The sequence below is a fragment of the Mycolicibacterium palauense genome (assembly GCF_002592005.1).
Lineage (GTDB): Bacteria > Actinomycetota > Actinomycetes > Mycobacteriales > Mycobacteriaceae > Mycobacterium > Mycobacterium palauense.
Genome location: NZ_NVQF01000009.1, coordinates 1 through 24,712, shown reverse-complemented (window position 1 = coordinate 24,712; position 24,712 = coordinate 1). Strand labels below are relative to the sequence as shown.

Below are 24,712 nucleotides of genomic sequence, written 5' to 3'. Positions count from 1 at the left end.
GCCCCGCGGTCAGCGCTCGGCAGGGAACCCCGCAGCGCTCAGGAGCGGACCAGGCGCGCGATGGCCGCCGACGCCTCGGCGAGCTTCTTGTCCGCCTCCTCGCCCCCTTCGGCGACGGCGTGGCTGACGCAGTGCGCCAGGTGTTCGTCGAGCAGCCCCAGGGCCACCGACTGCAGCGCGCTGTTGACGGCGCTGATCTGGGTCAGGACGTCGATGCAGTACTTGTCCTCGTCGATCATCTTGGCGATGCCACGCACCTGACCCTCGATGCGGCGCAACCGTTTGGCGTAGTTCTCCTTGTGGGGCGAATAGCCGCGATCGCCCTGCGGCTCGGCGTGGGGCTGGTTCACGGGTTCCTCCTGTGTGGTCATCCGGCGCTCAGCATCGAGGTCATCCGGTCGATCTCGGCCTGCTGCGCGGTGACGATTCCCTGGGCCAACCGCTTTGCGTCGGTGTTCACCCCGTCGGCGATCTCGGTGCCGGCCATGTCGACGGCGCCGCGGTGGTGATCGATCATCGTCTGCAGCCACAGCGCGTCGAACTGCGTGCCCGACAGTGACGCCAGCTTGGCCATCGTGGCATCGTCGGCCATCCCCGGCATGCCGGTGCCGCCGTGGTCCCCGGGCGCCGACTGCGCGCCCGACCCGTCGTTCCACTGCACCAGCAGGGCTTTGAGCGTGTCGATCTCGGGCTGCTGTTCGGCCTGGATCTGCCGGGCCAGGGCGAGCACCTCGGCGTCGGAGCTGCGCCCGGGCACCAGCCCGGCCAATTCGACGGCCTGCTGGTGGTGGGCGACCATGTGCGAGGCGAAGGCGATGTCGTCGTCGTTGAACGACGCCGGCTGACCGGTGATCACCGGGGTCTGCTCGGTGAGGTCCTGATCGGTGCGCCCGGCCTGCTCGTCGCCGCCGGCGTCACCCGAGCAGCCGGCCAGCAGCACCGCGGCGGCCAGGGCGACCGAGGCCACCGATGCTCCGGCGACTCCGCCGGCCGCGGCGGCGCGGGCTGTGAAGCGCTTCATGGCGGTCAGCGTACCGAGTACCCCAGTAGGGTATTGGAACGGCGGCGAAACGGATTTTGGCGCCCTACCACGGAGGGGCATACTTCTGGTCATGCCTTCCGCGCACGGTGCCGACCCAAAAACCGCTCCCGACAGCACGCCCGACATCAAGCCGCGCAGTCGCGACGTCACCGACGGTCTGGAGAAGGCCGCGGCCCGCGGGATGCTGCGCGCGGTGGGCATGGGCGACGACGACTTCGCCAAGCCGCAGATCGGTGTGGCCTCCTCGTGGAACGAGATCACGCCGTGCAACCTGTCCCTGGACCGGTTGGCCAAGGCCGTCAAGGAGGGCGTGTTCGAGGCCGGCGGCTACCCGATGGAGTTCGGCACCATCTCGGTGTCCGACGGGATCTCGATGGGCCACGAGGGCATGCACTTCTCGCTGGTCTCGCGCGAGGTGATCGCCGACAGCGTCGAGACCGTGATGCAGGCCGAGCGACTGGACGGCTCCGTGCTGCTCGCCGGTTGCGACAAGTCACTGCCGGGCATGCTGATGGCCGCGGCCCGTCTCGATCTGGCCAGCGTCTTCCTCTATGCCGGATCGATCCTGCCGGGGCGGGCCAAGCTCTCCGACGGCAGTGAGAAGGACGTCACGATCATCGACGCGTTCGAGGCCGTCGGCGCCTGCGCGCGGGGGCTGATGCCCCGCGAGGACGTCGACGCCATCGAGCGCGCCATCTGCCCCGGCGAGGGCGCCTGCGGCGGGATGTACACCGCGAACACGATGGCCTCGGCGGCCGAGGCCCTGGGGATGTCGTTGCCGGGCAGTGCCGCTCCCCCGGCCACCGACCGTCGCCGCGACGGGTTCGCCCGCCGCAGCGGGATGGCCGTCGTCGAACTGCTGCGCCGCGGCATCACCGCCCGCGACATCCTGGTCAAGGAGGCGTTCGAGAACGCCATCGCGGTGGTGATGGCGTTCGGCGGTTCGACCAACGCCGTGCTGCACCTGCTGGCCATCGCCTACGAGGCGAACGTGAAACTGTCCCTCGACGACTTCACGCGGATCGGGGCCAAGGTGCCGCACCTGGCCGACGTCAAACCGTTCGGCCAGCACGTCATGTTCGACGTCGACCACATCGGCGGGGTTCCCGTGGTGATGAAGGCCCTGCTGGACGCGGGCCTGATGCACGGCGACGTCATGACCGTGACCGGCGAGACCATGGCGCAGAACCTGGCCCACATCGCACCGCCCGATCCCGACGGGAAAGTGCTTCGCGCGCTGGGCAACCCGATCCACCCCACGGGCGGCATCACGATCCTGCACGGCTCGCTGGCACCGGAGGGCGCGGTGGTCAAGTCGGCCGGCTTCGACTCCGACGTGTTCGAGGGCACCGCGCGCGTTTTCGAGCGGGAACGCGCGGCCCTGGACGCACTGGAGGACGGCACCATCACCCACGGTGACGTCGTCGTCATCCGTTACGAGGGCCCCAAGGGCGGCCCGGGCATGCGCGAGATGCTGGCCATCACCGGTGCGATCAAGGGCGCCGGCCTCGGCAAGGACGTTCTGCTGATGACCGACGGCCGCTTCTCCGGCGGCACCACCGGCCTGTGCGTGGGCCACATCGCGCCCGAGGCGGTCGACGGCGGGCCGATCGCGTTCCTGCGCGACGGTGACCGCATTCGCCTCGACGTGGCCAACGGCACCCTCGACGTGCTGGTCGACAAGGACGAATTCGAATCCCGCAAGGTCGGTTTCGAGCCGTTGCCGCCGCGCTACAACTCCGGCGTGCTGGCCAAGTACACCAAGCTGGTCGGCTCGGCGGCGGTCGGCGCCGTCTGCACCTGAGCGGCCGGCACCCGGGTCAGTCGACCGTCAGGGTCGCGCCGTTGACCGTGACCGTCCTGGCCGGGAGCGGCTCGGTGGCCGGTCCGTGCTCGACGGCGCCGTCGACGTCGCTGAACTCGCTGCCGTGGCACGGGCAGTGGATCAGACCGTCGGCGACGTCGGCGACCAGGCAGCCCCGATGGGTGCACACCGCGCTGAAGCCGTGATACTGGCCCGGCTGCGGCTGGGTCACCACCACCTTGGCGTCTCGCAGGACCACCCCGCCGCCCACCGGAACGTCGGCGGTGCTCACCTCGACGGGGGCCGCGGCAGCCGACGAGGTATCGCCGCCGGAGTCTGCGGTGTCGGCACCGGAGCAGGCGGACACGAACGCGCCGGCGGCACCGGCGGCTCCCAGCGCGCCGGCGCCGAGCAGGACACCACGCCGGGTGACCGGTGGAATTGGGGGTCGGCTCATCTTCCGATCCTGACAGACCCGATCCCCGGGCAACACCCCGTTGGCGCCGTCATGGGGACCTCAGTCCAGCAGCGCCACCGCGAGACCGTCCCAGCCCTTGGCGCCGACCGTCTGGATCGCCGCGGTGTCCAGCCGGGGGTGCCGACCCATCATCTCCAGCATGTCGCGCACCGCGCGGGCCTGCTCGTCCGAGGGTGCGGGATCGAGGACCCGGCCACCGCGCACCACATTGTCGACGACGATCACCGTGCCCGGGTGGCCCAGCTCCACGGCCCAACGCACGTACTCGGAGTTGTTCTCCTTGTCGGCGTCGATGAAGACGAGATCGAACTCGCCGCTCAGGCGCGCCAGGCTGTCCAGGGCCAGCCCGACGACGATCTCCACCCGGTCGGCCACCCCGGCGCGGGCCAGGTTGGCCGCGGCCACCTCGGCGTGGGCGGACTCGGACTCCAGCGTCACGACGCTGCCCTCCGGCCCGACCGCGCGGGCCAGGCAGATGGTGCTGTAGCCGCCCAGCGTGCCGATCTCGAGCACCCGCCGGGCGCCGGAGATGCGCACCAACAGCCCCAGGAGGTGCGCGGCCTGAGGCGACACCTCGATCGGCGGCAGGCCCGCGGCGGCGCTGTCGGCGAGTGCGGCGGCCAGCGGCGGGTCCTCGCCGAGCAGAAGCTCGTCGAGCAGATGGTCCACGGACTGCGCAGAGGGCTCGCTCACAGCGCCTACCGTAGCCGCACCCCCTCCTTGGCGTACACGACCCGCAGCACATGGCCCACCTCGGGACCCATCACGACCTCGGCCAGCTCGCAGTGTGTGCAGACGAACGCCGGTCCGTGCGCCGGCGGTGCCGGTGAGAGGTGGTGCGCGATCTCGTGGAGCACGACAAGCTCCCGCAATGCCCACCGGCTGGTGTCGTCGGGTACGGCGACAACGGCTGTGCTGCCGGTGTTTTCGTAGTGCGCGGCGGCCACCCCGCGCCGGGGGCGGACCGCCAGCGGCGCGGGGGCCCATCCGTGCCGGACCGCCGGCATGGCCAGGACCCGGTCGACGTAGCGGCGGACGGCCTCGACCGACCCGAACCGGGCCTCCGGCGGCAACGTCAGCGACGTCCCGAAGAAATCCACCGTCTGCTGGCCGTGCTCGGCGGCCCGGTCGAACAGCGTCCGGACGAACTGCTCGGCGGCGTACACCTTGGCGCGCTGGGTGTCCCGGGTGCTCACCGCTCCAGCCGGGTCCGTGCCCCCGGCAGCTCGGTGGACTCCCCCAGCCGCGCGCGCCGACCCGCGCGGTCACCGGCCCGCCGCGCCGCCGAGGAGTAGCCCGCCGATGCGCGGGCCGCCCGCCAGGTGCCGCGCGCCCGGGAGGCACTGCGGTAGAAGTCGTGCAATTCGATATCCTTGTCGCGCAAGGCGATCGCCGTCCCGGGAGCGCGCTCACGGTCGCGCCGGGCCTCCCGGCGCGCCTCCTCGCGGGCCTCGCTGAGCCGTTGACCGATCCGCGCCCCGAAGGCCAGCTGGAAATTCAACCGGGCGGTGATCGTGGGGGTGGGACGGTGCGCACCGGTGGCCAGATAGGAGTCGCAGGCCCGGACCATCTGCACCACCAGGCTGGCGTAGAGCGCGTGGGTGGCGTCGATGTCCTCGCCGAACCCGTAGGCGTAGACGTAGGCCGAGTTCGAGGCGACATCGCATTTGACGTCGTTGGCCGCCGCGATCAGCGCGAACAACTGTACGTAGGTGCGCAGCCCCTTCGAGCCGGCCTCACCGATGGTGATGGTGCGCTGCATCGGGCGTTGCGCGGCTTCGCGTTTGGTGGCGTGCGAGCGGGCCACCGCCAGGTCGATGGAGGTGGCCGTGGCCAGCCGTTGGGCCGCGGCCATGAAGGCCTCGGCCTCGTGGGGGTTGTCGGTGCCCTCCGCCTGGCGCAGCAGCGCCGCGATGCGGGTCAGCAACTTGTCGTCACTCATCGCCTCGTCCTCAGTGCTGGTGTGATCACGCCGCGCGGGCCCGCCCCGCGTCGCCGCCGAACCGTCATGGGCACAGGCTAAGGGACCAGTACGACTTTTCCGTGGGCGTGACCGGCCTTCAGGTAGCGGTGGGCCTCGGCGGCGTCGGCGAGCTTGAACGTCTTGTCCACCCGCACCTTCAGCTGCCCGGCCGCGGCGAGGTTGATCAGCTCCGGGCGTGCGGCGTCGCGGATCGCCTGACCGCCGTCGTCACCGGTGAGCGCCGCGATGCCGAGCTCGGGGGCGCGCGCGAACCCGACGATGGTCGCGATGCGTTCGCGGTCGGGTACCAGCGCCACCGAGGTGTCGAGGGCCTCGTCGGTGCCGACCAGGTCCAGGGCCGCATCGACGGAGCCCAGCGCGGCGACCCGGTCGGCCAGCCCCGGCCCGTACTCGACCGGCACCGCCCCGTAGTGGCGTAGCAGGTCGTGGCGGGGGGCGCTGGCCGTGCCGATCACCGTGGCCCCGCGCGCCGTGGCCAGTTGCACCGCCATCAACCCGACCCCGCCCGAGGCGCCGTTGATCAACACGGTGTCCCCGCTGCCCACCCGCGTGTGCGCCAACAGGTGCCAGGCGGTCTCGGCGGTCAGCAGCAACCCGGCGGCCTCCTCGAAGGTGAGGGTGGCCGGTTTGTGGTCCACCTCGGCGGCGTCGGCGATCACCTTCTCGGCGTATCCACCGGTGATGTTGGTGACGATGACCTCGTCGCCGGGTTTCAGCGGGCCGGTGTAGCCCTCGGCGCGGGCCGTGGCCTCCAGCACCACCCCCGCGACCTCCATGCCCAGCCGCATCGGCAGCGCGGCCGGGTCGTCTCCCATCAGGCCGCTGTAGAGCTTGAAGTCGATCGGATTGGTCCCCGCGGCGCGCACCTCGACCAGCACCTGTCCCGGGCCACGCGGGGGCAGTTCGAACTCGCGGATCGCCAGAATGCCCGGGTCCCCGGGGTCTCCGTAGGCGGTGGCGACCACGGCTCTCGTCATGGTGACAAGCCTAGTTACTCGGTGACGAACTTATCGAGTGCGGCGGTGAGTTGCGGGGAGAGTGGATCCCGTTTGGCGTAGTTGGCGACGTTGTCGGTGGGGTCGTCGCGCAGCACGTGGTTGACGCCCTTGAGCTCCACCAGTGTCAACCGGGTGTGATCGAGCGCCTTCGCCAACGGCTGCATGGCCGCGCAGTCGGCCTGGCCGTCGGAATCCGAACAGGTCAACAACACCGGGGTGCCGTCGGGGATGGTCGCCGCCAACGCCTCGGGGTCGATCGCGTCGGCCTCGACGACGGCCTTGACGTTGCCCGGGTTCAGGATGGCGCTCAGCCCGTCGGGCAGCGGACCGGGTGCCACCGTGCCGTCGTGGCGGGCCTGCTCGACGGCCTTGTTCCACGCCGCGATGACACCGTCGGCCTGCTCCTGGGTCTTGGCGCCGGTCTGCACCGCCGCGGCCGCGTCGCGGCGCACCCGTTCGGTGATCAGGTCCAGGTAGCGCCCGGGCAGCGGCTGCAGCAGGGCCAGCGAATGCACCGCCGGCGCCTCGGGCACGGTGTTGGTGGCCAGCGCCATCGCGTGGGTGGTTCCCTCGCCGAGGGCGTAGACCGAGATCCGTGACCGGTCCGTGCCGGGCTGGTCGGCCAGGAACTGGATCGCCGACTTCGCGCCCTCGGTGTAGATCGCGCTGCCGACCTGCCGCGGGTCCTCCGCGTAGCGGCCCAGCCCGGTGGCACCGGTGCCGACCTTGTCGTAGCGCAGCGTGGCCACGTCGTGGCCGGACAGGTACTCGGCAAGCTGGCGCATGTTGCCCACCGGTCCCGCCACGGTGTTGTCACCGTTGCGGTCGGTGGCCCCGCTCTCGGAGATCAGCAGCACCGCCGGCACCTTCCGGTCACCCGGGTGCCGGTAGGTGCCGTGGATCGTCAGGCCGTCCGCCTCGAACGTCACCTCGTCGTCGGTCCAGCTGTCGCCGGTGTCCGGCGGCGACGAGGAGCAGCCGACCAGCACCGCCAGCAGCAGCGCAGACAGGACGCCGGTCAACGGCCCACGGATACTCAAATTCTGGCCTCGATCCAGGAGACGACGTCGTCGAGCACAAGGTCCTTCTCGGGTTCGTTGAACACCTCGTGGTAGAGGCCGGGGTAAACCTTGAGGTGCACCTCCTCGCCCCCGACACAGTCGGCCAGGCGCCGGCTGCCGCGGGCGGGGATGAGACGGTCCTCGGAGCCGTGCACGATCAACAGCGGCTTGGTCAGCCGCTGTGCCCGCTGCGGCATCGTCTCGCCCACCTCCAGCAGTGCCCGCGCGATCCCGGCGGGCACCTTGCCGTGCCACACCATGGGGTCGGCGTTGTAGGCGTCCACGACGGCGGGATCCCTGGAGACGGCGTTGGCGTCGAGTTGCTGGACGCCGACCCCGGGGGCCAGCCGGCCCAGCACCTTGCCCGCCACCGCCAGCGCCGGTTTCACGTCGTCCTGGGCGGCGATGGCGGGCCCCGACAGCACCGTCAGATCGTAGGCGGCTGTCTGGTCGGGGGCATGGTCGGCCGCATGGTCGGCCGCATAGGCGAAGACGATGGCCCCGCCCATGCTGTGACCGAGCACGATCCGCGGCAGCCCGGGGTGCTCGCGCGCAGCGATGCCGACCAGGGTCGCGAAGTCCCCGGTGTACTCGGTAATGTCCTTGAGGTAGACCCGCTTGCCCGCGGAGCGGCCGTGGCCGCGGTGGTCGAGGGCGTAGGTGACCAGGCCGGCCTCGCCGAACCGCCGCGCCACGTGGTGGTAGCGGCCAGCGTGCTCGCCGAAGCCGTGGGACAGGATCACCACCCCCCGCAGCCGCGGGGACCCCTCGGGGCCGGGCTCGGGAGTCCAGGTGTCATAGACGATGCGGACGCCGCCGACACCGTCGAAAGCCCGTTCCGTGCGGGTTGTGCTCACCCGGGCAGCGTAGCCGCCGGCCGCCGGTATCTCCTCCGGCCTCTCCTGTCGGTCCCCTGCGTAAGCTCGGTGCGGTGACCGTGCTCACCCGTGACTTCGACGGCGCGTCACCCGACGACTTCCTGGCCGGTGCGCAGCGCTACCGGCGGGAACTGCTGGCGCACTGCTACCGCATGACCGGGTCGCTGCATGACGCCGAGGACCTGGTCCAGGAGACCTACCTGCGCGCCTGGAAGGCCTACGACCGCTTCGAGGGCAAGTCGTCGGTGCGCACGTGGTTGCACCGGATCGCGACCAACGTCTGCCTGACGGCGCTGGAGGGCCGGCAACGCCGCCCGCTGCCCACCGGCCTGGGCGCGCCCAGTTCCGGACCCACCGACGAACTGGTCGAACGCGCCGAGGTCCCGTGGCTGGAGCCGCTGCCCGACAGCGAGGATCCCGGTGACCCGTCGGTGATCGTCGGGGCCCGCGAATCGGTGCGGCTGGCCTTCATCGCTGCGCTGCAGCACCTCTCGCCGCGACAGCGCGCGGTTCTGGTCTTGCGCGACGTACTGCAGTGGAAGGCCGCCGAGGTCGCCGAGGCCGTCGGCACCTCGACCGCCGCGGTCAACAGCCTGCTGCAGCGGGCGCGCGCCCAACTCGATGCCGTCGGGCCCAGCCGCGACGATGCGCTGCTGGCCCCCGACACCCCCGAGGCTCGGCGGCTGTTGAGCCGCTACATCGCGGCATTCGAGGCCTATGACATCGGGGAGCTGGTGACGATGTTCACCGAGGACGCCATCTGGGAGATGCCGCCGTTCACCGGCTGGTACCGGGGCGGCAGCGCGATCGGCGAGCTGATCCACCACAACTGTCCCGCCGAGCGCGCCGGGGACATGCGGTTGCTGCCGCTGACGGCCAACGGCCAGCCCGCCGCGGCGATGTACATGATCGACCGCGAGTCCGGGCATCACCTGCCGTTCCAGCTGCACGTGCTCGACGCCCGCCCCGGCGGGGTGTCACACGTGGTGGCCTTCCTGGACACCTCGGTGTTCGCCGAATTCGGTCTGCCCGAACGGCTTTAGTCCGGCATCTCACCCAACGTCCGGTGCCGAACGTCCGGTTAGGACACGCGTCGCAGCGGAATCGGTGCATCAAGTGGACATTCGTCCAGCCAGGTGCACCCGGCGCGCCGCAGGGCCTCCACCGTCCGGCGCACGATCAGCCAGCGACGCTCCCGCAGCATGGCGGCGTCCACCCGCACGATCGTCCAGCCGTGGTCAGCGAGTTCCACCTGGCGTTGCAGATCGTGGGCCCGTCGTTTCGGGTCGGTCCAGTGCTGGGCACCGTCGTATTCGACTCCGACCTTGCAGTCCTGGTAGCCCATGTCGAGCCGGGCGAAGGGATAGCCCCCCTCGTCGTAGACCGGGATCTGGGTGCGCGGGCGCGGTAGTCCGCCGCCCATCAGCGCCAGGCGGGTACGGCTCTCCTGCGGCGATTCCGCTCCGCCGTCGACCAGCGTGAGCACCCGCCGCAGCTGCACGATCCCGCGCGCACCACGATGCCGTTCGAGCAGTGTCGCGACGTCGCCGGGGGTGATCCCGGTGGCGTTGCACAGCGCGTCGAGCCGCAGGACCGCGTCGACGAAACCCCGGCGGCGTCCCAGATCGAAGGCGGTGCGCGACGGCGTCGTGACACGCATGCCGCCGACCGTGCTGATCTCGTCGTCGCAAAGGGTGTCGCGGTGCACGACGATGCCCGCCACTCCCTTCCCGCTGGCCCGGTTGAGCTCGGCGGGTTCCTCGGCGTCGATCCAGCGGGTGCGGTGTACCGCCGCGGCGGAGAGGCCGGCGAGGACCGCGCGGCGCTGCGACCACAACCACGCGGCCCGCGCCCGGTCCAGGGCGGTCAGCGGCACACCCGCGGCGAGATAGACGTCGCGGTACACGGCGCGGCACGCGCGCAGTCCGCGCCTGCTGAGATCTCCGGAAGCCAGGGCTTCACTGCCGAGAAAGGGACCGGTCACGGCTCCGACGGTGGCACACGACACCGACAGCGGCCGCGAACGTCCACTTAAGGCACGGGATCGACCCGAAAAGCGTGTAATAAGTGGACGTTCGGCGGAGGTAGAGGGTGTGGGTGGGGCCCGGGGTCAGCCGCCGGTCACCGACGCCCAGGCCTGGTGCAGCGTGGTGGCCGAGTCCAGCAGTCCCTGCCGCTCACGATCGGAGAGCGGGATCTCCAGCACCTGGCCCGCGCCCTCTGCGGCGACGACCGTGGGCAGGGACAGGCAGACATCGGAGATGCCGTAGGTCCCGGTCTGCAGTGTCGACACCGGCAGGACCCGGTGCTGGTGCCCCCGGATGGCCTCGATGATGCGCGCCGTGGACAACCCGATGGCCAGGTTGGTGGCACCCTTGCCCTCGATGATCTCGTAGGCCGCGTGCACCACGTCGTGGGAGATCTGCGCCTGGGTCGCTTCGTCGAACACCGGCTCGCCGTCGAGTCGGAAGTGGTCGGCCGGCACACCGCCGATGGACACGCTGGACCACAGCGAAATCTCCGAATCCCCATGCTCGCCCACGATGAAGCCGTGCACATTGGCCACCGCCAGGTCGGCGCGCTCGGCGATCAGGTAGCGGAACCGACTCGAGTCCAGCACCGTTCCGGATCCGAAGATGCGCCCCGGCGGCAGGTCGACCGATTTCGCCGCGGCATAGGTGACCACGTCGACCGGGTTGGTGACGAACACGATGATCGCCCCCGGGGACAGCTCCAGCAGTTTGGGTGTGAGGTCCTGGGCCATCGCGACATTGGTGGCCGCCAGCTCCAGCCGGGTCTGCCCGGGCTTCTGCTTGGCACCCGCGGTGACCACCACGATCTGGGAGCCGGCCGTGACGGCCAGGTCGTCGCCGCCCTCGACGCGACAGTGCGGGACGAACTGGCTGCCGTGGTTGAGGTCGAGCACTTCGGCCCGGACCTTCTTGGCGAAGATGTCGTAGAGCGCCAGCGACGCGGCCGAGCCACGGATCAGGCACGCGTACGCGATGGCGGTGCCGACGCTGCCGACACCGACGATGGACACCTTGCCGTTTCGTTCGATGGGCACCGGCCCATCATTCCCGAGCCCGCGCCGATGCGAAACCGCAAGACGGGTGACGCCCGGGTGAACGGGTGCCGCGCACGGGACTCGCCCGTGCGCGGCGCCGGTGTCACTTCGGGGGCATCCTGATACCGCCGTCGACCCGGACCACCTCGGCGTTCATATAGGAGTTGGTCACCAGCTCCAGCACCATCGAGGCGAGCTCGTCGGGAGTTCCGAGCCGGCGCGGGAAGAGCACCGATTCACCCAGCTTGGCCTTGAACGCCTCCGACGACTCCCCCTCGCCGTAGATGGGGGTGTCGATCAGGCCCGGCGCCACCGTGTTGACCCGGATGCCCACGGCCGCGAGGTCCCGGGCGACGGGCAGCGTCATGCCCACCACACCGCCCTTCGACGACGAGTACGCCGCCTGCCCGATCTGGCCGTCGAAGGCCGCCACGCTGGCCATCGACACGATCGCGCCCCGTTCGCCGGTCGCGGTCGGCTCGTGCCGGCTCATCGCCGTGGCCGCCAGGCGGATGCAGTCGAAGGTGCCGATCAGGTTGATCGCCAGCACCTTCTTGTAGGCGTCGAGGTTGTGCGCCGAGGCGAACTCGCCGTCCTTGCCGATGGTGCGCTGGGCCCAGCCGACGCCGGCCGAATTCACCAGCACCCGCAGCGGGCCGAGCTCCTCGGCCCTGGTGACGGCCGCCTCGATCTGTTCGGTGTCGGTGACGTCGACGCTGGCGAAGACGCCGTCGATCTCCTTGGCGAGGGCCTCGCCGCGCTCGGCCTGCAGATCGGCGACCACCACCTTGGCACCCTGGGCGGCCAGCCGGCGGGCCGAGGCGGCACCGATACCCGACGCACCACCGGTGACGATTGCGCTAGCTCCGTTGATATCCACGCGGCAAGCCTAATGGGGGCGATTGGGCGCGCCGCGGTGCGCCGTCTCAGCCGAGCCGCGCGCGCACGCGGTTCAGCCACGCGCCGACCGCGCGGGCCTGTGGGTCGCTCATCCCCTCGAAGACGGTGGCGCGAACGAGTTCGGCATGTCCCGGGGCCGCGGCGCGCAGCTGGGCCCGGCCCTCCCCGGTGACCGCGATCTCGGCACCGCGCCCGTCGGCGGTGCTGTCGAAGCGCGCCACCAGCCCCCGCTCCCGCATCCTGCGCAGCTGGTGCGACAGGCGGCTCTGTTCCCAGCCCAACGTCTCGCCGAGGTCCTTGACGCGCATCCGGCCGTGTTCGGACAGCGCCACCAGCACGTCGTAGTCGGGCAGGGTCAGGCCACAGGCCTGCTGCAGTTGCCGGTTCATCGCCGCGTTCAACCGCGTGGTGACCTCGAGATAGTCGCGCCAGAGCCGCTGTTGGGGTTCGCTCAGCCACACGGAATACATGATACGTCATCCATGTTGAGCCCGGGGACAGCAGCTACGCTGGAACATCAAGCTCAAGGAGTGATCCCTGTGACGTCCAAGTCCGCACCCGTGATCGACGTCCGACGCGCCGAAGACCGGTTGAAGACCAGAATCTCCTGGCTGGACTCCAAACACTCGTTCTCCTTCGGCCAGCACTACGACCCGGCCAACACCCACCACGGCCTGTTGCTGGTCAACAACGACGACGTCGTGGCCCCGGCGACCGGGTTCGACACCCATCCGCACCGCGACATGGAGATCGTGACCTGGGTCCTGCGCGGTTCCCTGGTCCACCAGGACTCCACCGGGCACTCCGGGGTGATCTACCCGGGACTGGCGCAGCGGATGTCCGCCGGGCGCGGAATCCTGCACTCCGAGAAGAACGACAGCTGGACCCTCACCGGCGACCGAACCCACAGCGATCCGGTGCATTTCGTGCAGATGTGGGTGGTCCCCGACGAGTCCGGCATCGAGCCGGGCTACCAGCAGCTGGAGATCGACGACGAACTTCTCACCGGTGGGCTGGTGACGATCGCCTCCGGCATGCCCGAACACAAGGACCAGGCCGCGATCGGCATCCGCAACAGATACGCCGCCCTCAAGGGCGCGCGCCTGCAGCCCGGGCAGGCCGTCGAGCTGCCGGAGGCCCCCTACCTGCACCTGTTCGTGCCGCGGGGCGAGGTGAGCCTCGAGGCCGCCGGCCGGCTGCATACCGGCGACGCGGTCCGCTTCACCGCCTCGGGCGGGCAGCGGGTGACCGCCCTCGAGCCGGCGGAGATTCTGGTCTGGGAGATGCACGCCGGGCTGACCGCCGCGTAGCGGCGAGACAGGTCCAGGCGCGTAGCGGCGAGACAGGTCCAGGCGCGTAGCGGCGAGACAGGTCCAGGCGCGTAGCGGCGAGACAGGTCCAGGCGCGTAGCGGCGCGAGGAGGAGACGAGGATGGTCATGCAGGCCAGGTCACCGGGGGCACGGCCACGAGCCACCCGGCGGGGCATGGTGGTGGCCGCCCTGGCGGCCTTCCTCGTGGCGGGCTGCGGATCCGAACCGCCGCCGGACCCCGGCCGGTCCCCCGGCACCATCCCGGGCCCGGCGGCACCGTCCGGGCGGGGGCCGGCCGCCCCGACGGGGACACCCACCGAGTGGGTCACCGTCGAGGTGCCCGACGGCCTGGCGGCCGCGCCGTTCGATCGGCCCCGGCGGGTGCAGATCCCGCAGGGCTGGACGATGTCGGTGTGGGCGCGGACACCGAAACCGCGGCTGGCGACATGGGCTCCCGACGACACGCTGCTGATCTCGGTGCCCTCGGCCGGCCGCGTGTTGCGGGTGCTGCCCGACGGCACGGTGACCGAACTGCTCGACGGGCTGCGCGAGCCGCACGGACTGGCGTTCGACGGTAGCGAGCTCTTCGTCGCCCAGAGCAACCGGGTCGACTCCTACACCTACGACTCCACTAACCAAGAGGGACAGGTGTCTCCACCAACCCCGGTGGCCACCGGACTGCCGGACGCGAAGAGCCCCGACCTGCGCGGCGCGTACGCCCACGCCCTCAAGAGTGTGGCGATCGGGCCCGACGGCGCCGTGTACTTCTCCATCGGCTCCACGGGCAACATCTCGGCCGCCGACCGTGAGGCGGACCCGCCGCGCGCCACGATCATGCGGGTCCCCCCGGGCGGTGGCGAGCCCACCGCCTTCGCGACCGGCGTGCGCAACGGCACCGGTCTGGCGCTCGCGCCGGACGGGTCGGTGTGGACGGCGGTCAACAACCGCGACAACGTCGCCGACCCGGCGACCGGCCGGGTCACCACCGGCTACGTCAACGAGCACCCGCCGGAGTCCGTGGCCCGCCTCACGACGGGGCGTGAATTGGGTTGGCCCTACTGCAATCCCGACGGCGGCCCCGCAGACCTGCCGTTGATCCGTGACGTGCAGACCAATGCCGACGGCGACGCGATGGACTGTGCGGCGCTGGAACCCATCGAGCAGAGCCTGCCGGCGCATTCGGCCCCGCTGGGCATGACCTTCGCCGAGCTGCCCGAGCCCTTCGGGCAGGGCGCTCTGGTCGGCGTCCACGGTTCCTGGAACCGCACCCCGCCGCAGCCCCCGGAGGTGGCCTTCTTCCCCTGGCGGGACGGCGGGCTGCTCGACCAGCAGACCCTCGTCGGCGGATTTCAGAATCCCGACGGAAGCCGGTGGGGGCGGCCGGTGGCGGCGGTGCCCGGTCCCGACGGTGCGATCTACATCACCGACGACTACGCCGACGCCGTGTATCGCCTGAGCCCGCCGGGGAGCTGAGCGGAGGGCCTGATCAGCAACCACAGCAGCCACAACCACGTTGTGGCCTGGGTCATCATGCCCGCTGACCAGCTCGCGGCCTCACCACGGTGGAGCATCGGTGAGGCCGAGCACAGCAAATTCCGGACTATCGTTTGAGGGTCTGAACAGGAGCTCCACCATGACCCGTCCGCAGCCGCGCCACGCCGCACCGGCCCAGCTGTCCATCCCGCGTGCCACTCACACGATCCGGTTCTGGGTCGGGCCGCTGGCCATCACCATCGCCCTGTTGTCGGCACTGGCGGCGCTGTACCTGGGCGGCATCCTCAACCCGGCCAGCAACATCCGGCACTTCCCGATCGCGGTGGTCAACGAGGACCAGGGCCCCACCGGCCAGCAGATCGTCGACGGGTTGCTCGCCAACCTGGACCGCGACAAGTTCGACCTGCGGGTGCTCCCGGCCGCCGAGGCCACCCGGCAGCTCGACACCGCCGAGGTCTTCGGCGAGGTGGTGATCCCGGCCGACTTCTCGGCGAAGCTGCAGGGGTTCGGCGAAGCCGGCACACGGCCCGGACCGGCGCAGCGCCCCGTCATCACCGTGTCGACCAACCCCAGGGCGGGCACCCTCGGCGCGAGCATCGCCGGCCAGACGCTCGGTCAGGCGATGAGCACCGTCAATACCACGATCGGGGAACGCCTCACGAACGACCTGGCCGCGCGGGCTCCCGGGACTCCGGTGTCCGGGGCGGCCGCGCTGGCGCTGGCCAGTCCCGTGGACGTCCAGACCGGCGCCCACAACCCGCTGCCGAACGGCACCGGCAACGGGCTGTCGGCGTTCTACTACTCGCTGCTGCTGCTCCTGGCCGGGTTCACCGGGAGCCTGGTGATCAGCACGCTGGTGGATTCGATGCTGGGCTACGTGCCCGCCGAACTCGGACCGGTCTACCGGTTCGCCGAGCAGACCGCCATCTCACGGTTCCGCACGCTGGCGGTGAAATGGGCGATGATGCTGGTTCTCGGGCTCATCACCTCCGGCATCTACCTGGCAATCGGCCGGGCCCTCGGTATGCCGCTGGAGCGGGGCTGGCAACTGTGGGCCTACGGGGTCTTCGCCATCACGGCCGTCGGCGTCACCGCCACCTCGGTGATCGCCGTGCTGGGCTCCCTCGGGCTGCTGGTGAACCTGCTGGTGTTCGTGATCCTCGGGCTTCCCTCCGCGGGCGCCACCGTGCCGCTGCAGGCCGCACCGCCGTTCTTCGGCTGGCTCGCGCGGTTCGAACCGATGCATCAGGTGTTCCTGGGCACCCGCGCGCTGCTCTACCTCGACGGGCGTGCGGACGCCGGTCTGTCCCACGCGCTCGCGATGACGGGTGCGGGAATGGTCATCGGCCTCCTGCTCGGCGGGGTCGTCACCTGGATGTATGACCGCAAGGGGTTCCATCGCCTCCCGGGCGTGGCGGAGGCGCGGCGGGAGGACGCCGGCGTGGCGGAGGCGCGGCCCGGGCCGCCCACCGCGGCGGAGTAGCGGCGGCCAGCGGCCACCCACCGCCGACCCCGGCGGGCAAACCCCCTCGGACAGAGCGTGATTCGTCCGAATCCCGGTCGATACGGGCTTGTTATCAAAGTTGACAGTGTGGCAGCTGTGATTATTGTTTTGTTTGTCGTATCGGCCTGTCTCGCCGAAAGGGAGATCGTGACGTCCCTCGCCGCTGCCGTCAGGCGTCTCAGCGTCTGCTGTGCCGCGGTGGTGCTGTGCGCGGCGCTGGGCGCCACCGCCGGCGCACCGGTCGCCCGGGCCGACGCGCGCGAGCTGTTGGCAAACGCCATCGCCGGCACCCGCGGTTCCTATCTGGTCTACAACTTCGGCAACGGCTTTCCCGCGCCGATGGTCAACGCCGACGGCAACTACTACGAGATGTCCAACGGCGGACACCTGATGACCATCAAAGCCGCCTCGCAGCGGCTCACCCCGCGGCTGCTGGTGGACTCCCACTCGGGTTATCAGTCCCGCTGCGAGCGCACACCCGGCGCGCGCACCCGCGAGGGGCTGTGGCAGGCCTCGGAGATCTACACCCCCATCGCGGCCTGGCAGGCGCTGGGCCGGCCCACCATCGCGATCAACGCGAACTTCTTCGACGTCCGCGGGCAGCAGGCCGGATCCTGGAAGAGCACCGGATGCAGCTCACCGCTGGGGGCCTACGTCGACAACACCCGGGGCCAGGGCCGGGCCAACACCGCCGTCACCGGGACGGTGGCCTATGCCGGCAAGCAGGGACTGTCCGGCGGTGACGAGACGTGGTCGGCGCTGACCACGATGATCCTGCCGGTGGCCGGGGCACCGTTCGTGGTGCCGCCGAAGTCACGCGACGACTTCGACGCCGCCACACCGGTGATCCAGGGTCTCCTCGACCGCGGCACCCGCTTCGTCGCGGTCAGCGGGCTGGGACTGCTGGCTCCCGACGACACCGGCCAGCTCAACGATCCGGGCCCCTCCGCGGCGCGCACCGCCATCGCCTACAACAAGAACAACGACGAGATGTACGTCTTCCAGGGCGGCAGCTACACCCCCGACCAGATCCAGGACCTGTTCCGTGGCCTCGGCAGCGACACCGCGATCCTGCTCGACGGCGGCGGGTCGTCGGCGATCGTGCTGCGCCGCGACACCGGCGGCATGTGGGCCGGCGCCGGGGTGCCGCGGGGGTCCTGCGACACCACGCAGGTTCTGTGCGACGCCCGGGAACGGGCGCTGCCCAGTTGGCTTGCGTTCAACTGATTCTCAACTGATCCTCAAGGCGTCGGCGGCGGCCCTGGCGGTCGGGCCCGCGTAGCCGGCGCCGAACAGCGCGACGTGGGCCAGCAGCGGATAGAGCTGGTGTAGCGGGATGCGCTGCCGCCAGCCCGCCCGCAGCGGATGCGCGCCCTGGTAGCCGTCGAGGACCGCCTCCAGATACGGACACCCGAACAGGTGCAGCATCGCCAGGTCGGTCTCGCGGTGCCCGCCGTGGGCGGCGGGATCGATCAGCACCGCGTCGGCCCCCGACCACACGATGTTGCCGCTCCACAGATCCCCGTGAATGCGGGCGGGACGGTCCTCGTCTTCGAAATCGCCTGCACCGCAACGATCCATCACCTGACTCACAGCGCGACGAGTGCCGGTGTCCAGCCGGTCCGACGCCCGCTCGAGCATGGGAGCCAACCGGTGCTCGGCGTAGAACGCGCCCCAGTGCTCGTCGCGGGCGTAGCTCATCGGCAGCGGCTGGGCCAGCGGACCGAAGAAGCCCGGGCCGTCCCAGCCCTCGGGCGGGCTCCCGAACCCCGCCGCGCCGGCATCGTGGGTGCGCGCCAGGGCGCGGCCCAGTTCCCGTCCCGCTCGCTCGGACGGGCGCGCGGCGTCGAGGTACTCGAGCTCCAGCGCGACATCGGTGCAGTCGAGGACGCGCACACACCGCGCCCCGCCGGCGGCGGCCAGCCACGCCAATCCGGCGGCCTCGCAGCCGAAGAAGCCCGCGGGGGCGGCGGCTTGGGCCCTACCGAGTGTCTTGGTGAACGTTCGCATGGCGCGTCACGAGTCGGGGTTGTCGTGGTCGGTCACCAGAGTAGTCGGCGCTCCCGCGGGGCGCCGGGGCCAACGGTGCCCGGACACCGGGCAGGCGACGAGTGTCGCCTGCCCGATGTCCGCCCCCGACTATGCGGACCCGGGGGTCCAAGTCGTCACGGCCGGCCCGGCCGGCGTATGAGCACGCGTCTAGGAATGTACACGACTGTGACCAGATTTATTGACGAGCCGAGTAAATTGCCGCCGCATCGCCGGGGCAGCTCAGATCTGCGGCGTCAGGTCCAGGGACGTGATGTTCGACATCCGCGTGACCAGCCACTTCGCGTCCTCGCGGTGCATCGTCAGCCGGTAGGACAGGTACCGCAGCGAGGGGATGTTCTTGGTGAGCGGACTGGTAGCCGTGGAGTTGGTGTAGACGATCGCCGTGGCCTCCGAACCGTTCAGCGATTCGACCGCCGCACCCACCACCTCGGTGCTGTTTGTCACCTGGGCCTGCTTGTTCGTCGGCGCGATCGCGTCGACGTACTTCCGGTATTGCGCCGCGAAATCCCCGCCCAGATAACGTTGGGCGCGGTCACCGAGGGAGTCCATGTCGTCGGGGGTGTAGGTCCACAGTGTGGTGATCGCGCTCGCCGCCGTGCGTGCGATGTCGGTCTTGGTCTGGACCTCGGCCCGGTGCGAGAGGTAGGGCTGCAGGGCCGCCGCGCCGAACGCCCCGGCCCCGACGAACAGCGCCGCCGCCACCGCGACCACCAGCGGAGCCAGCCGTCCGGGGGCCTTGCGTTCGGCGAACACGACGGAGCGGGAACCGGATTCGGTCGTCCCCGGGTCGCCGGACGCCGGCCCGGCCTCGGGACTGCCGGGGGTGTCCGGGGCGGTGTCGCCGGGCTCTGCGGCGGTGTCGCTTGGCTCTGCGGGCACCGGATCGTGGTCGCCGGCCGGTCCGCCCCGACGCGCCTTGCCCACCGGCGTCCGGTGGCGTCGGCGCCGGTCCGCCACCGGGTCCTCGCCGGCCGGCCGGGAGTCCGAGTCGGTCAGATCACCTGCACCAGATTGCTGATCTTCCACTGGTCCCCTTTCTGTATCGCGTCGGCGACCCACCGATTGCCACTCTCGACCTGCGTGCCGTCGGGCATCTTCGTGACGATCTTGGTGGCGACCACCACGCTGGCACTGCCGTCGTCGTTCCAGCGCTCGACCCCCGCGTCGAGCACCGTGCCGGTGGTGGGTTCCGCGCGCGCGACCTGCACGGCGATCTCGTTGATCCGGGACTGGTAATCGTCCCTGAGCCGGCCCGTCATCTCCGCCAGCACCCGGTCCGTGTACGCATTGGCGTTGAACGGATCCAGGGTGGTGTAGCTCGTCATGAACGAACGCACGTAGCTGATCGCCGCGACGTCCCGGACCGCGGCGTGGCGGCGCTGCTCATGGGTGATCAGCACCACGGCGCTGACGGCGACGGCCGCGGCGATCAGCAGGACCGCCGCGGTGAGCAGGACCGCCAGCCCCCGGCGGCGCGGCCGATGGGGCGGACGCTGGGCGAACGGGACCGCGTCACCGGTCCTGCGCAGCGGGCTCACTGCCCACCCCGCGGCTTGGTCAGCACGGACAGATCGGTCACCTGCCAACGGCCGTCGTCGCTCTCGGTGAAGCCGACCCGGACCGTGGCGCTGATCCCGCGCTGGTTCGGTGGAGTACCGCGCTGCCCCTGCAGCAGCAACAGCATGGTGGCGTCGCGGGGGCCGGCGGTCAGCACCGCGCTGTTGGTCACCCAGTACTCGTTGGGCACGACGTCGCCTCCCGCACGGATCGCGTCCTGCTGGGTGACCAGTTGGTCCCGGTATGAATCGGTGACCAGCGACCGTGCCCGGTCGAAGTCCCGCTGCAGGCTCGCGGGGTCGTAGCTGAGCATGTCTTCGACGATCTTGGGGCCCTGGACGGCGATCTGTTCCCGCGACCGCTCGACGGCCAGTTCGTGGTGGTACACCACGGCATAGCCCAGGGCGGCGGCCGTGACCGCCACCAGCGCGGCCAGCGTGACCGCGACGCCGACGAGGCGCCGGGCGCGCTCGGGTGACTGCGCCCGGACGACCTCGGTACGCGTCAGCATGTCCGCGAAGGTGCGCCGACGTGAATCCCACAGCGGCCACAGCCATCCCAGCAAGACCGGAGCGGTGTCCAGCAGGTGGGTGGCGTCGCGGCCCAGCAACCGCCACGGGCCGACGGACCGGCCGACGGACCGTTGCACCCGGATACCCAGCAGCGCCCGGCCCAGGGTCCACCCCGTCAGCGCCGGCAGCAGCAGGCGGTTCACCGCCATCGCGAGGAGCACGATTCCGGCGCCGGCCACGCACACCCACCACAGCCACGTGCGCGGCGCCGCCGACCATGCCACCAGCAGCTGAGCCGCGATCACGCCCGTCCCGACGAGCACGTCGATTCCGAAGGCGGCGGCGCGTGACGGCCACGAGGCCGGCGGACCCGACGCCTCGACGCCAGCCTCCCGGCCGGGGGTGCCGCTTCGCTCGGTGTCGTCGGCAACCACCGTCACTTCGTCACCTGGTCGAGTCTGGCGATCTTGTAGGTGCCGTCGTCGGGAGCCATTCGCACCCGCAACCGGTAGCCGGTTTCCTGGTCCTGCAGCTCGGAGTTCGAGGTCGTGACCCGGAGTGCGACGAGGACGTCGATCGAACCGTCGGGATTGTGACGCTCGGCGGCCGCGCGCATGTCCGACACCGTCACCTTCGCGTTCGCCGCCTGGTAGGCGTCCACCAGCACACCGCTGTAGATCGTCGCCTGCACCTCGAAATCGCCGGTGGCACAGTCGATGATCTTCTGCTGGCTGGCCGCCATCGCCGCGGTGTCCGGAGCCTGGGTCGCGGTCACGCAGTCCTTGGCGGCCCGCACCGCCTCGGCCTCGGCCTGCACCAGCGCCCGGTTGTCGTGGTTGGCCCGCACCAGGGCATACCCGCCGCCGATCAGCGCCGCGCTGAGCAGGACCAGCGACATGCTCACCCCGACCAGCCAGCCGCGGCTGCGCAACCGCGAACCGGACCGGGGTTCAGCGGCGTCGGCCGGGGTGTCAGAATCCCCGGCCGCTGAACCGTCGGTGTCCGAACTCACGGTGTCCGGATCCACGGTGTCCGGATCCACGGTGTCCGGATCCACGGTGTCCGAACTCACGGTGTCCGGATCCTCGGTGTCCGAATTCACGGCCTCCGGTGTCGCGGGGGTCGGTGTCAGCCGGCCGGCGCCAGCATCTCCTTCCATCCCTCGTCTCCTGTGCTCGTCGAATTGTTGACCGAGTACTTGACTCCATCGGGACCGACCACTTCACCGCTTTGCGGGTTGTAGATCGCCGAGGCGCCCTGCGCCGGAGTGTAGATACACGGATTGGGCTGCTGGCCACTGCACTGTACGGTACCCGAGCCCGGCGGACTCAACGGATCGCTGGTCACCGGCGTCGAGGCGGCCGGCGGCAGGGCGTCGGCGGGAAGCGGGTTGAGCCCGTTGTTGACCGACGGCGCCGGGATCACCTGCCCGGGGTTGACCGGCTGATCGCAGCGTGCGCCGGGCGCCGGGCAGTTGAGCATCTGCTCGGGGTCGCCGTACCAGGGGTTGGTGCCCAGCGGCACGTAGGGCTTGTCGCTGCGGCACTCCCGGGGGGTGGCCGCCCGCTTGCCCGGGACGTCGGCACACGGATAGTTGCGCGCGCCCCGCACCACGTTGGCCGGGGTGTCCTGGGGGATCTTGCAGTACGTCCCGCTGGGCAGCGGGCGCGGGCTGGTGTCGGCCGGCGAACGCCACTCGCTGGCCGGCAGGAAGCCGGTCAGGCAGGGCGGCGGCTGGTTGATGGACAGGCTGAAGTTCAGCGTCGCCGCGTCCTTGAACGGCGCGGCGACCGTCTGCGCCACCGCCGCCCCCTGCGGCAGGATCACCAGTGTCTGTTCGAGACCCTTGTTGTAGCGCTTGAGCATGTCGAACACGATCTCGAGGTTGGCCAGCGTCTGCGGCAGCGCGTCGCGGACATCGCTGAACACCGCCGTCACCGCGTCCGCCGTCGGCGCGGCCTTGTCCAACGAACTGCGCACGGCCTGATCCTGCTGCGCGGCCTGCGCGGCCAGGCTCTTGAAGTTCGCCGACCAGCGCCGGATGGCGTCGGCCGAGTCGACCTGGCTGTCGATGATGGGCGCGGAGTTGTCGACGATGTCGTTGATGTCGCCGATGTTGGTCTTGAAGTCGCCGACGACGGACTGCGTGCCGTCGACCAGGCGCTGCAGTGCCGGGCCCAATCCGCCGACGGCCATGGCCGTTTCGTCGAGCAGCCCGCTGATCTTGTCCTTCGGCAGCACCGCCAGGCCGGCGTTGGCGGCGTCGAGGGCGGGCCCGATCTCCCGGGGCACCGTGCTGTTGGTGATCGTGTCCCCGGGTGAGAAGTACTCGGTGCTGTTCCCCTCGGAGACCAGGTCGACGTACTGCTCGCCGATGGCCGACACCGAGTGCACGTTGGCCGACGCGTCGCGCGGGATCCTGTAGTCGTCGTTGATCCGCATGATCGCCAGCGCACCACGTTCGGTGGGCTCCACATCGGTCACCTTGCCGATGGTGATGCCGCGGTAGGTGACGTTGGCGGTCGGGTAGAGGCCGCCGGACGCCGGAAGGTCGGCCTTGAGCTGGTACTGGCCGATGCCCGCCTCGCTGGGCAGCCGTAGGTAGTACCAGCCCAGCACCACCAGCGCGACGACCGTCAACACCGTGAACAGCACCAGCTGTGTGCGAACGAATTTCGTCAACATGGCTACGGCGCCCTCTCCACCAGCGGCCCGCCCGGCACCGAGTTGGGGTTCGGGGTGAACCGGATGTCGGGAATCATGGTGTTGGGGTCACGCCCCCACGACTGTTCCAGCGCCCGCAGCGCCCCGGAGAAGCCGGTCCCGGTCAGGAAGGCGTTGTCCAGGGTCGACAGTGTCAGGTCGAACGTCGCCGAGGTGTTGATGTAGTCGCCGCGCACCACCTTCGGCACGTTCTCGATGTTGAACGGTGCGGTCAGCAGCAGCTTGAGTGAGCCCACCAGATACGGTGCGGCGCGGCCGAGCTCACGCAGGGGACGCTGCAGCAGGCGCAGGTTCTGCTCGATGTCGCCCCGGGCGCTCGACAACGTCTCGTCGGTGACCTTGCTGAAGCGGCCCAACGCCGCCACCGCGTCGGCGAACAACTCCCGCTGCTCGGCGAAATGCTGGATCAACGGCGGGAATTCGGTCAGCACCCGGTCGAGCGTGTCGTTGCGGTCGGCGACGATCGTCAGCAACTCGTTGGTGGAGTCGATGGCGCGGGTGAGCTCGGCACGCTGGTCGTCGAGTTCACGGGTGAAGGTGTCCAGCTTGTCCAGGAACGCCCGCACCTGCCCGGCGTTGCCGTCGAGGATGTTGTAGACCTCGGTCTGGATCACCTCGAGATTCGGGATCCCACCCCCGTTGAGCACGGTGGCGATGCTGGCCAGGGTGCGCTCGGTCGTCGGATACGCCGAGGAGTTCTTCAGCGGGATGGTGTCACCGTTGCCCAGCCGCTGCGGCGACGGGTCCGGCGGCGCGGCCAGCTCCACGTGCTGGCTGCCCAGCAGGCTGGTTTGGCCGATGCGTGCCGTGGCGTTCTCCGGCAGCTCGACGTTGGAGTCGACGTCCAGGGTCAGGGTCGCGACCCAGTTCTTCAGCTCGATGGCGCGCACCGTGCCGACGAAGACGTCGGCCACCCGCACGCGGCTGTTGACGTTGAGCGCCAACGTGTCCGGCATCTGAACATAGATCGTCATCTTCTTGCCACCCGACACCGCCCCGGCCGGCACCGGGACGTTGGCGATACCGCGCCAGCCGCAGGAGGCCAGCACCGTCGCCGCGAGCAGCAGAACCAGCACGCGGCCCAGAATTCGTCGCGTCGCCCGGAATCCGGTCGTCATCGAACTCGTCCGCCGAGTCATCCCTGGACTGATCCGTGGAGTCATCTGTGGAGTCATCTGTGGAGTCACCGCCCACCCACCTCAGCCGGCAGCGGCGGGCCCGCGGGCGCCGGGGCGGGTCCCGGGGCCGGCCCCTGCTGTGCGGGGTTGCTGCCCGGGGTCTGCTGCGACACCGGCAGCGGGCCGGGGATCACGTTGGGCCCGGGCGGCGGCGGGGGCGGCGGCTGT

26 protein-coding genes are annotated in these 24,712 nt (G+C 70.6%); 6 read left to right on the top strand and 20 right to left on the bottom strand.

Going from position 1 to position 24,712, the window contains the following annotated elements; all coding sequences use genetic code 11:
- Positions 1-38: 38 nt before the first annotated feature.
- Positions 39-371 carry a copper-sensing transcriptional repressor RicR gene (gene ricR, locus CSR00_RS05725; protein ID WP_176561919.1) on the bottom strand — a complete coding sequence of 111 codons (333 nt, stop codon included), beginning with the start codon at positions 369-371 and terminating at the stop codon, positions 39-41.
- The gene (locus tag CSR00_RS05720; protein WP_099021432.1) at positions 368-1,021 is read right to left on the bottom strand and encodes a DUF305 domain-containing protein; all 654 of its coding nucleotides are present in this window, start codon (positions 1,019-1,021) and stop codon (positions 368-370) included. The genes ricR and CSR00_RS05720 overlap by 4 nt, the downstream gene beginning before the upstream one ends.
- A 91-nt stretch (positions 1,022-1,112) precedes the next feature.
- Here CSR00_RS05720 and ilvD point away from each other — a divergent pair, with 91 nt between their 5' ends.
- The gene (gene ilvD, locus CSR00_RS05715) at positions 1,113-2,846 is read left to right on the top strand and encodes a dihydroxy-acid dehydratase (RefSeq protein WP_099021431.1); all 1,734 of its coding nucleotides are present in this window, start codon (positions 1,113-1,115) and stop codon (positions 2,844-2,846) included.
- Between the two features lie 16 nt (positions 2,847-2,862).
- Here the strand turns inward: ilvD and CSR00_RS05710 are convergent, their stop codons facing one another.
- The 7 genes from CSR00_RS05710 to CSR00_RS05680 form a co-directional block, all read right to left on the bottom strand.
- Positions 2,863-3,303, bottom strand: coding sequence for a QcrA and Rieske domain-containing protein (locus tag CSR00_RS05710; RefSeq protein ID WP_099021430.1), 441 nt, complete (start codon positions 3,301-3,303; stop codon positions 2,863-2,865).
- Positions 3,304-3,363: 60 nt separating this feature from the next.
- The gene (locus CSR00_RS05705; RefSeq protein WP_099021429.1) at positions 3,364-4,017 is read right to left on the bottom strand and encodes an O-methyltransferase; all 654 of its coding nucleotides are present in this window, start codon (positions 4,015-4,017) and stop codon (positions 3,364-3,366) included.
- 5 nt (positions 4,018-4,022) lie between these two features.
- Positions 4,023-4,520 (bottom strand): TIGR04338 family metallohydrolase, encoded by a 498-nt coding sequence (locus tag CSR00_RS05700; protein ID WP_099021428.1) that lies wholly within the window; start codon positions 4,518-4,520, stop codon positions 4,023-4,025.
- Positions 4,517-5,266, bottom strand: a complete 750-nt coding sequence (locus tag CSR00_RS05695; RefSeq protein ID WP_099021427.1) for a DUF2786 domain-containing protein — start codon at positions 5,264-5,266, stop codon at positions 4,517-4,519. Before CSR00_RS05695 ends, CSR00_RS05700 begins: the two co-directional genes overlap by 4 nt.
- Positions 5,267-5,343: 77 nt before the next feature.
- Positions 5,344-6,285, bottom strand: coding sequence for an NADP-dependent oxidoreductase (locus CSR00_RS05690; protein WP_099021426.1), 942 nt, complete (start codon positions 6,283-6,285; stop codon positions 5,344-5,346).
- Positions 6,286-6,299: 14 nt separating this feature from the next.
- Complete coding sequence (locus CSR00_RS05685) at positions 6,300-7,328, bottom strand: alpha/beta hydrolase (RefSeq protein WP_245905848.1); 1,029 nt, start codon at positions 7,326-7,328, stop codon at positions 6,300-6,302.
- A gap of 14 nt (positions 7,329-7,342) precedes the next feature.
- Positions 7,343-8,224: an alpha/beta hydrolase gene (locus tag CSR00_RS05680; RefSeq protein ID WP_099021424.1), complete on the bottom strand. Its 882-nt coding sequence runs from the start codon at positions 8,222-8,224 to the stop codon at positions 7,343-7,345.
- Positions 8,225-8,298: 74 nt separating this feature from the next.
- On the opposite strand from CSR00_RS05680, the gene CSR00_RS05675 reads away from it, so the two are divergent.
- Positions 8,299-9,288 carry a sigma-70 family RNA polymerase sigma factor gene (locus CSR00_RS05675; RefSeq protein WP_099021423.1) on the top strand — a complete coding sequence of 330 codons (990 nt, stop codon included), beginning with the start codon at positions 8,299-8,301 and terminating at the stop codon, positions 9,286-9,288.
- A gap of 38 nt (positions 9,289-9,326) precedes the next feature.
- Here the strand turns inward: CSR00_RS05675 and CSR00_RS05670 are convergent, their stop codons facing one another.
- The 4 genes from CSR00_RS05670 to CSR00_RS05655 all read right to left on the bottom strand — a co-directional run bounded on the left by CSR00_RS05670 (position 9,327) and on the right by CSR00_RS05655 (position 12,682).
- On the bottom strand, positions 9,327-10,229 hold the full coding sequence (locus CSR00_RS05670; protein ID WP_099021422.1) for a type IV toxin-antitoxin system AbiEi family antitoxin: 903 nt from the start codon (positions 10,227-10,229) through the stop codon (positions 9,327-9,329).
- Positions 10,230-10,355: 126 nt separating this feature from the next.
- Positions 10,356-11,312 (bottom strand): L-lactate dehydrogenase, encoded by a 957-nt coding sequence (locus CSR00_RS05665; protein ID WP_099021421.1) that lies wholly within the window; start codon positions 11,310-11,312, stop codon positions 10,356-10,358.
- Positions 11,313-11,415: 103 nt separating this feature from the next.
- On the bottom strand, positions 11,416-12,192 hold the full coding sequence (locus tag CSR00_RS05660) for an SDR family NAD(P)-dependent oxidoreductase (RefSeq protein ID WP_099021420.1): 777 nt from the start codon (positions 12,190-12,192) through the stop codon (positions 11,416-11,418).
- Positions 12,193-12,238: 46 nt separating this feature from the next.
- Positions 12,239-12,682, bottom strand: coding sequence for a MarR family winged helix-turn-helix transcriptional regulator (locus CSR00_RS05655; RefSeq protein ID WP_099021419.1), 444 nt, complete (start codon positions 12,680-12,682; stop codon positions 12,239-12,241).
- A gap of 69 nt (positions 12,683-12,751) precedes the next feature.
- Between CSR00_RS05655 and CSR00_RS05650 the strand changes: the two genes are divergently transcribed.
- From CSR00_RS05650 to CSR00_RS05635, 4 genes are all read left to right on the top strand, one after another.
- Entirely contained in the window at positions 12,752-13,522 is a 771-nt protein-coding gene (locus CSR00_RS05650; protein WP_245905847.1) for a pirin family protein, read from the top strand.
- 175 nt (positions 13,523-13,697) lie between these two features.
- Positions 13,698-14,996 carry a PQQ-dependent sugar dehydrogenase gene (locus CSR00_RS05645; protein WP_099021417.1) on the top strand — a complete coding sequence of 433 codons (1,299 nt, stop codon included), beginning with the start codon at positions 13,698-13,700 and terminating at the stop codon, positions 14,994-14,996.
- A gap of 160 nt (positions 14,997-15,156) precedes the next feature.
- The gene (locus CSR00_RS05640; RefSeq protein WP_099021416.1) at positions 15,157-16,500 is read left to right on the top strand and encodes a YhgE/Pip domain-containing protein; all 1,344 of its coding nucleotides are present in this window, start codon (positions 15,157-15,159) and stop codon (positions 16,498-16,500) included.
- Between the two features lie 129 nt (positions 16,501-16,629).
- A complete protein-coding gene (locus CSR00_RS05635) occupies positions 16,630-17,748 on the top strand; it encodes a phosphodiester glycosidase family protein (protein ID WP_099021415.1) in 1,119 nt (372 codons plus the stop codon).
- Positions 17,749-17,751: 3 nt separating this feature from the next.
- On the opposite strand, the gene CSR00_RS05630 is transcribed toward CSR00_RS05635, so the two are convergent.
- The 7 genes from CSR00_RS05630 to CSR00_RS05600 all read right to left on the bottom strand — a co-directional run bounded on the left by CSR00_RS05630 (position 17,752) and on the right by CSR00_RS05600 (position 24,484).
- Positions 17,752-18,531 carry a fructosamine kinase family protein gene (locus tag CSR00_RS05630; protein ID WP_099021414.1) on the bottom strand — a complete coding sequence of 260 codons (780 nt, stop codon included), beginning with the start codon at positions 18,529-18,531 and terminating at the stop codon, positions 17,752-17,754.
- Positions 18,532-18,792: 261 nt separating this feature from the next.
- Positions 18,793-19,599 (bottom strand): mammalian cell entry protein, encoded by an 807-nt coding sequence (locus tag CSR00_RS05625; protein WP_099021413.1) that lies wholly within the window; start codon positions 19,597-19,599, stop codon positions 18,793-18,795.
- Entirely contained in the window at positions 19,566-20,111 is a 546-nt protein-coding gene (locus CSR00_RS05620; protein ID WP_099021486.1) for an Rv1363c family protein, read from the bottom strand. The genes CSR00_RS05625 and CSR00_RS05620 overlap by 34 nt, the downstream gene beginning before the upstream one ends.
- Positions 20,108-21,082: an RDD family protein gene (locus tag CSR00_RS05615; RefSeq protein WP_099021412.1), complete on the bottom strand. Its 975-nt coding sequence runs from the start codon at positions 21,080-21,082 to the stop codon at positions 20,108-20,110. Before CSR00_RS05615 ends, CSR00_RS05620 begins: the two co-directional genes overlap by 4 nt.
- Complete coding sequence (locus tag CSR00_RS05610; RefSeq protein ID WP_099021411.1) at positions 21,079-21,801, bottom strand: hypothetical protein; 723 nt, start codon at positions 21,799-21,801, stop codon at positions 21,079-21,081. Before CSR00_RS05610 ends, CSR00_RS05615 begins: the two co-directional genes overlap by 4 nt.
- Complete coding sequence (locus CSR00_RS05605; RefSeq protein WP_099021410.1) at positions 21,771-23,327, bottom strand: MlaD family protein; 1,557 nt, start codon at positions 23,325-23,327, stop codon at positions 21,771-21,773. The genes CSR00_RS05610 and CSR00_RS05605 overlap by 31 nt, the downstream gene beginning before the upstream one ends.
- Positions 23,328-23,329: 2 nt before the next feature.
- Positions 23,330-24,484, bottom strand: a complete 1,155-nt coding sequence (locus CSR00_RS05600; protein WP_099021409.1) for a virulence factor Mce family protein — start codon at positions 24,482-24,484, stop codon at positions 23,330-23,332.
- Positions 24,485-24,712 lie beyond the last annotated feature (228 nt).

Bases quoted from the DNA above. Each gene is read 5' to 3' on its own strand.
- ricR (WP_176561919.1), bottom strand. From the start codon at position 371: ATGACCACACAGGAGGAACCCGTGAACCAGCCCCACGCCGAGCCGCAG.
- CSR00_RS05720 (WP_099021432.1), bottom strand. From the start codon at position 1,021: ATGAAGCGCTTCACAGCCCGCGCCGCCGCGGCCGGCGGAGTCGCCGGA.
- ilvD (WP_099021431.1), top strand. From the start codon at position 1,113: ATGCCTTCCGCGCACGGTGCCGACCCAAAAACCGCTCCCGACAGCACG.
- CSR00_RS05710 (WP_099021430.1), bottom strand. From the start codon at position 3,303: ATGAGCCGACCCCCAATTCCACCGGTCACCCGGCGTGGTGTCCTGCTC.
- CSR00_RS05695 (WP_099021427.1), bottom strand. From the start codon at position 5,266: ATGAGTGACGACAAGTTGCTGACCCGCATCGCGGCGCTGCTGCGCCAG.
- CSR00_RS05690 (WP_099021426.1), bottom strand. From the start codon at position 6,285: ATGACGAGAGCCGTGGTCGCCACCGCCTACGGAGACCCCGGGGACCCG.
- CSR00_RS05655 (WP_099021419.1), bottom strand. From the start codon at position 12,682: ATGTATTCCGTGTGGCTGAGCGAACCCCAACAGCGGCTCTGGCGCGAC.
- CSR00_RS05645 (WP_099021417.1), top strand. From the start codon at position 13,698: ATGGTGGTGGCCGCCCTGGCGGCCTTCCTCGTGGCGGGCTGCGGATCC.
- CSR00_RS05640 (WP_099021416.1), top strand. From the start codon at position 15,157: ATGACCCGTCCGCAGCCGCGCCACGCCGCACCGGCCCAGCTGTCCATC.
- CSR00_RS05630 (WP_099021414.1), bottom strand. From the start codon at position 18,531: ATGCGAACGTTCACCAAGACACTCGGTAGGGCCCAAGCCGCCGCCCCC.
- CSR00_RS05610 (WP_099021411.1), bottom strand. From the start codon at position 21,801: ATGGAAGGAGATGCTGGCGCCGGCCGGCTGACACCGACCCCCGCGACA.
- CSR00_RS05605 (WP_099021410.1), bottom strand. From the start codon at position 23,327: ATGTTGACGAAATTCGTTCGCACACAGCTGGTGCTGTTCACGGTGTTG.
- CSR00_RS05600 (WP_099021409.1), bottom strand. From the start codon at position 24,484: ATGACGACCGGATTCCGGGCGACGCGACGAATTCTGGGCCGCGTGCTG.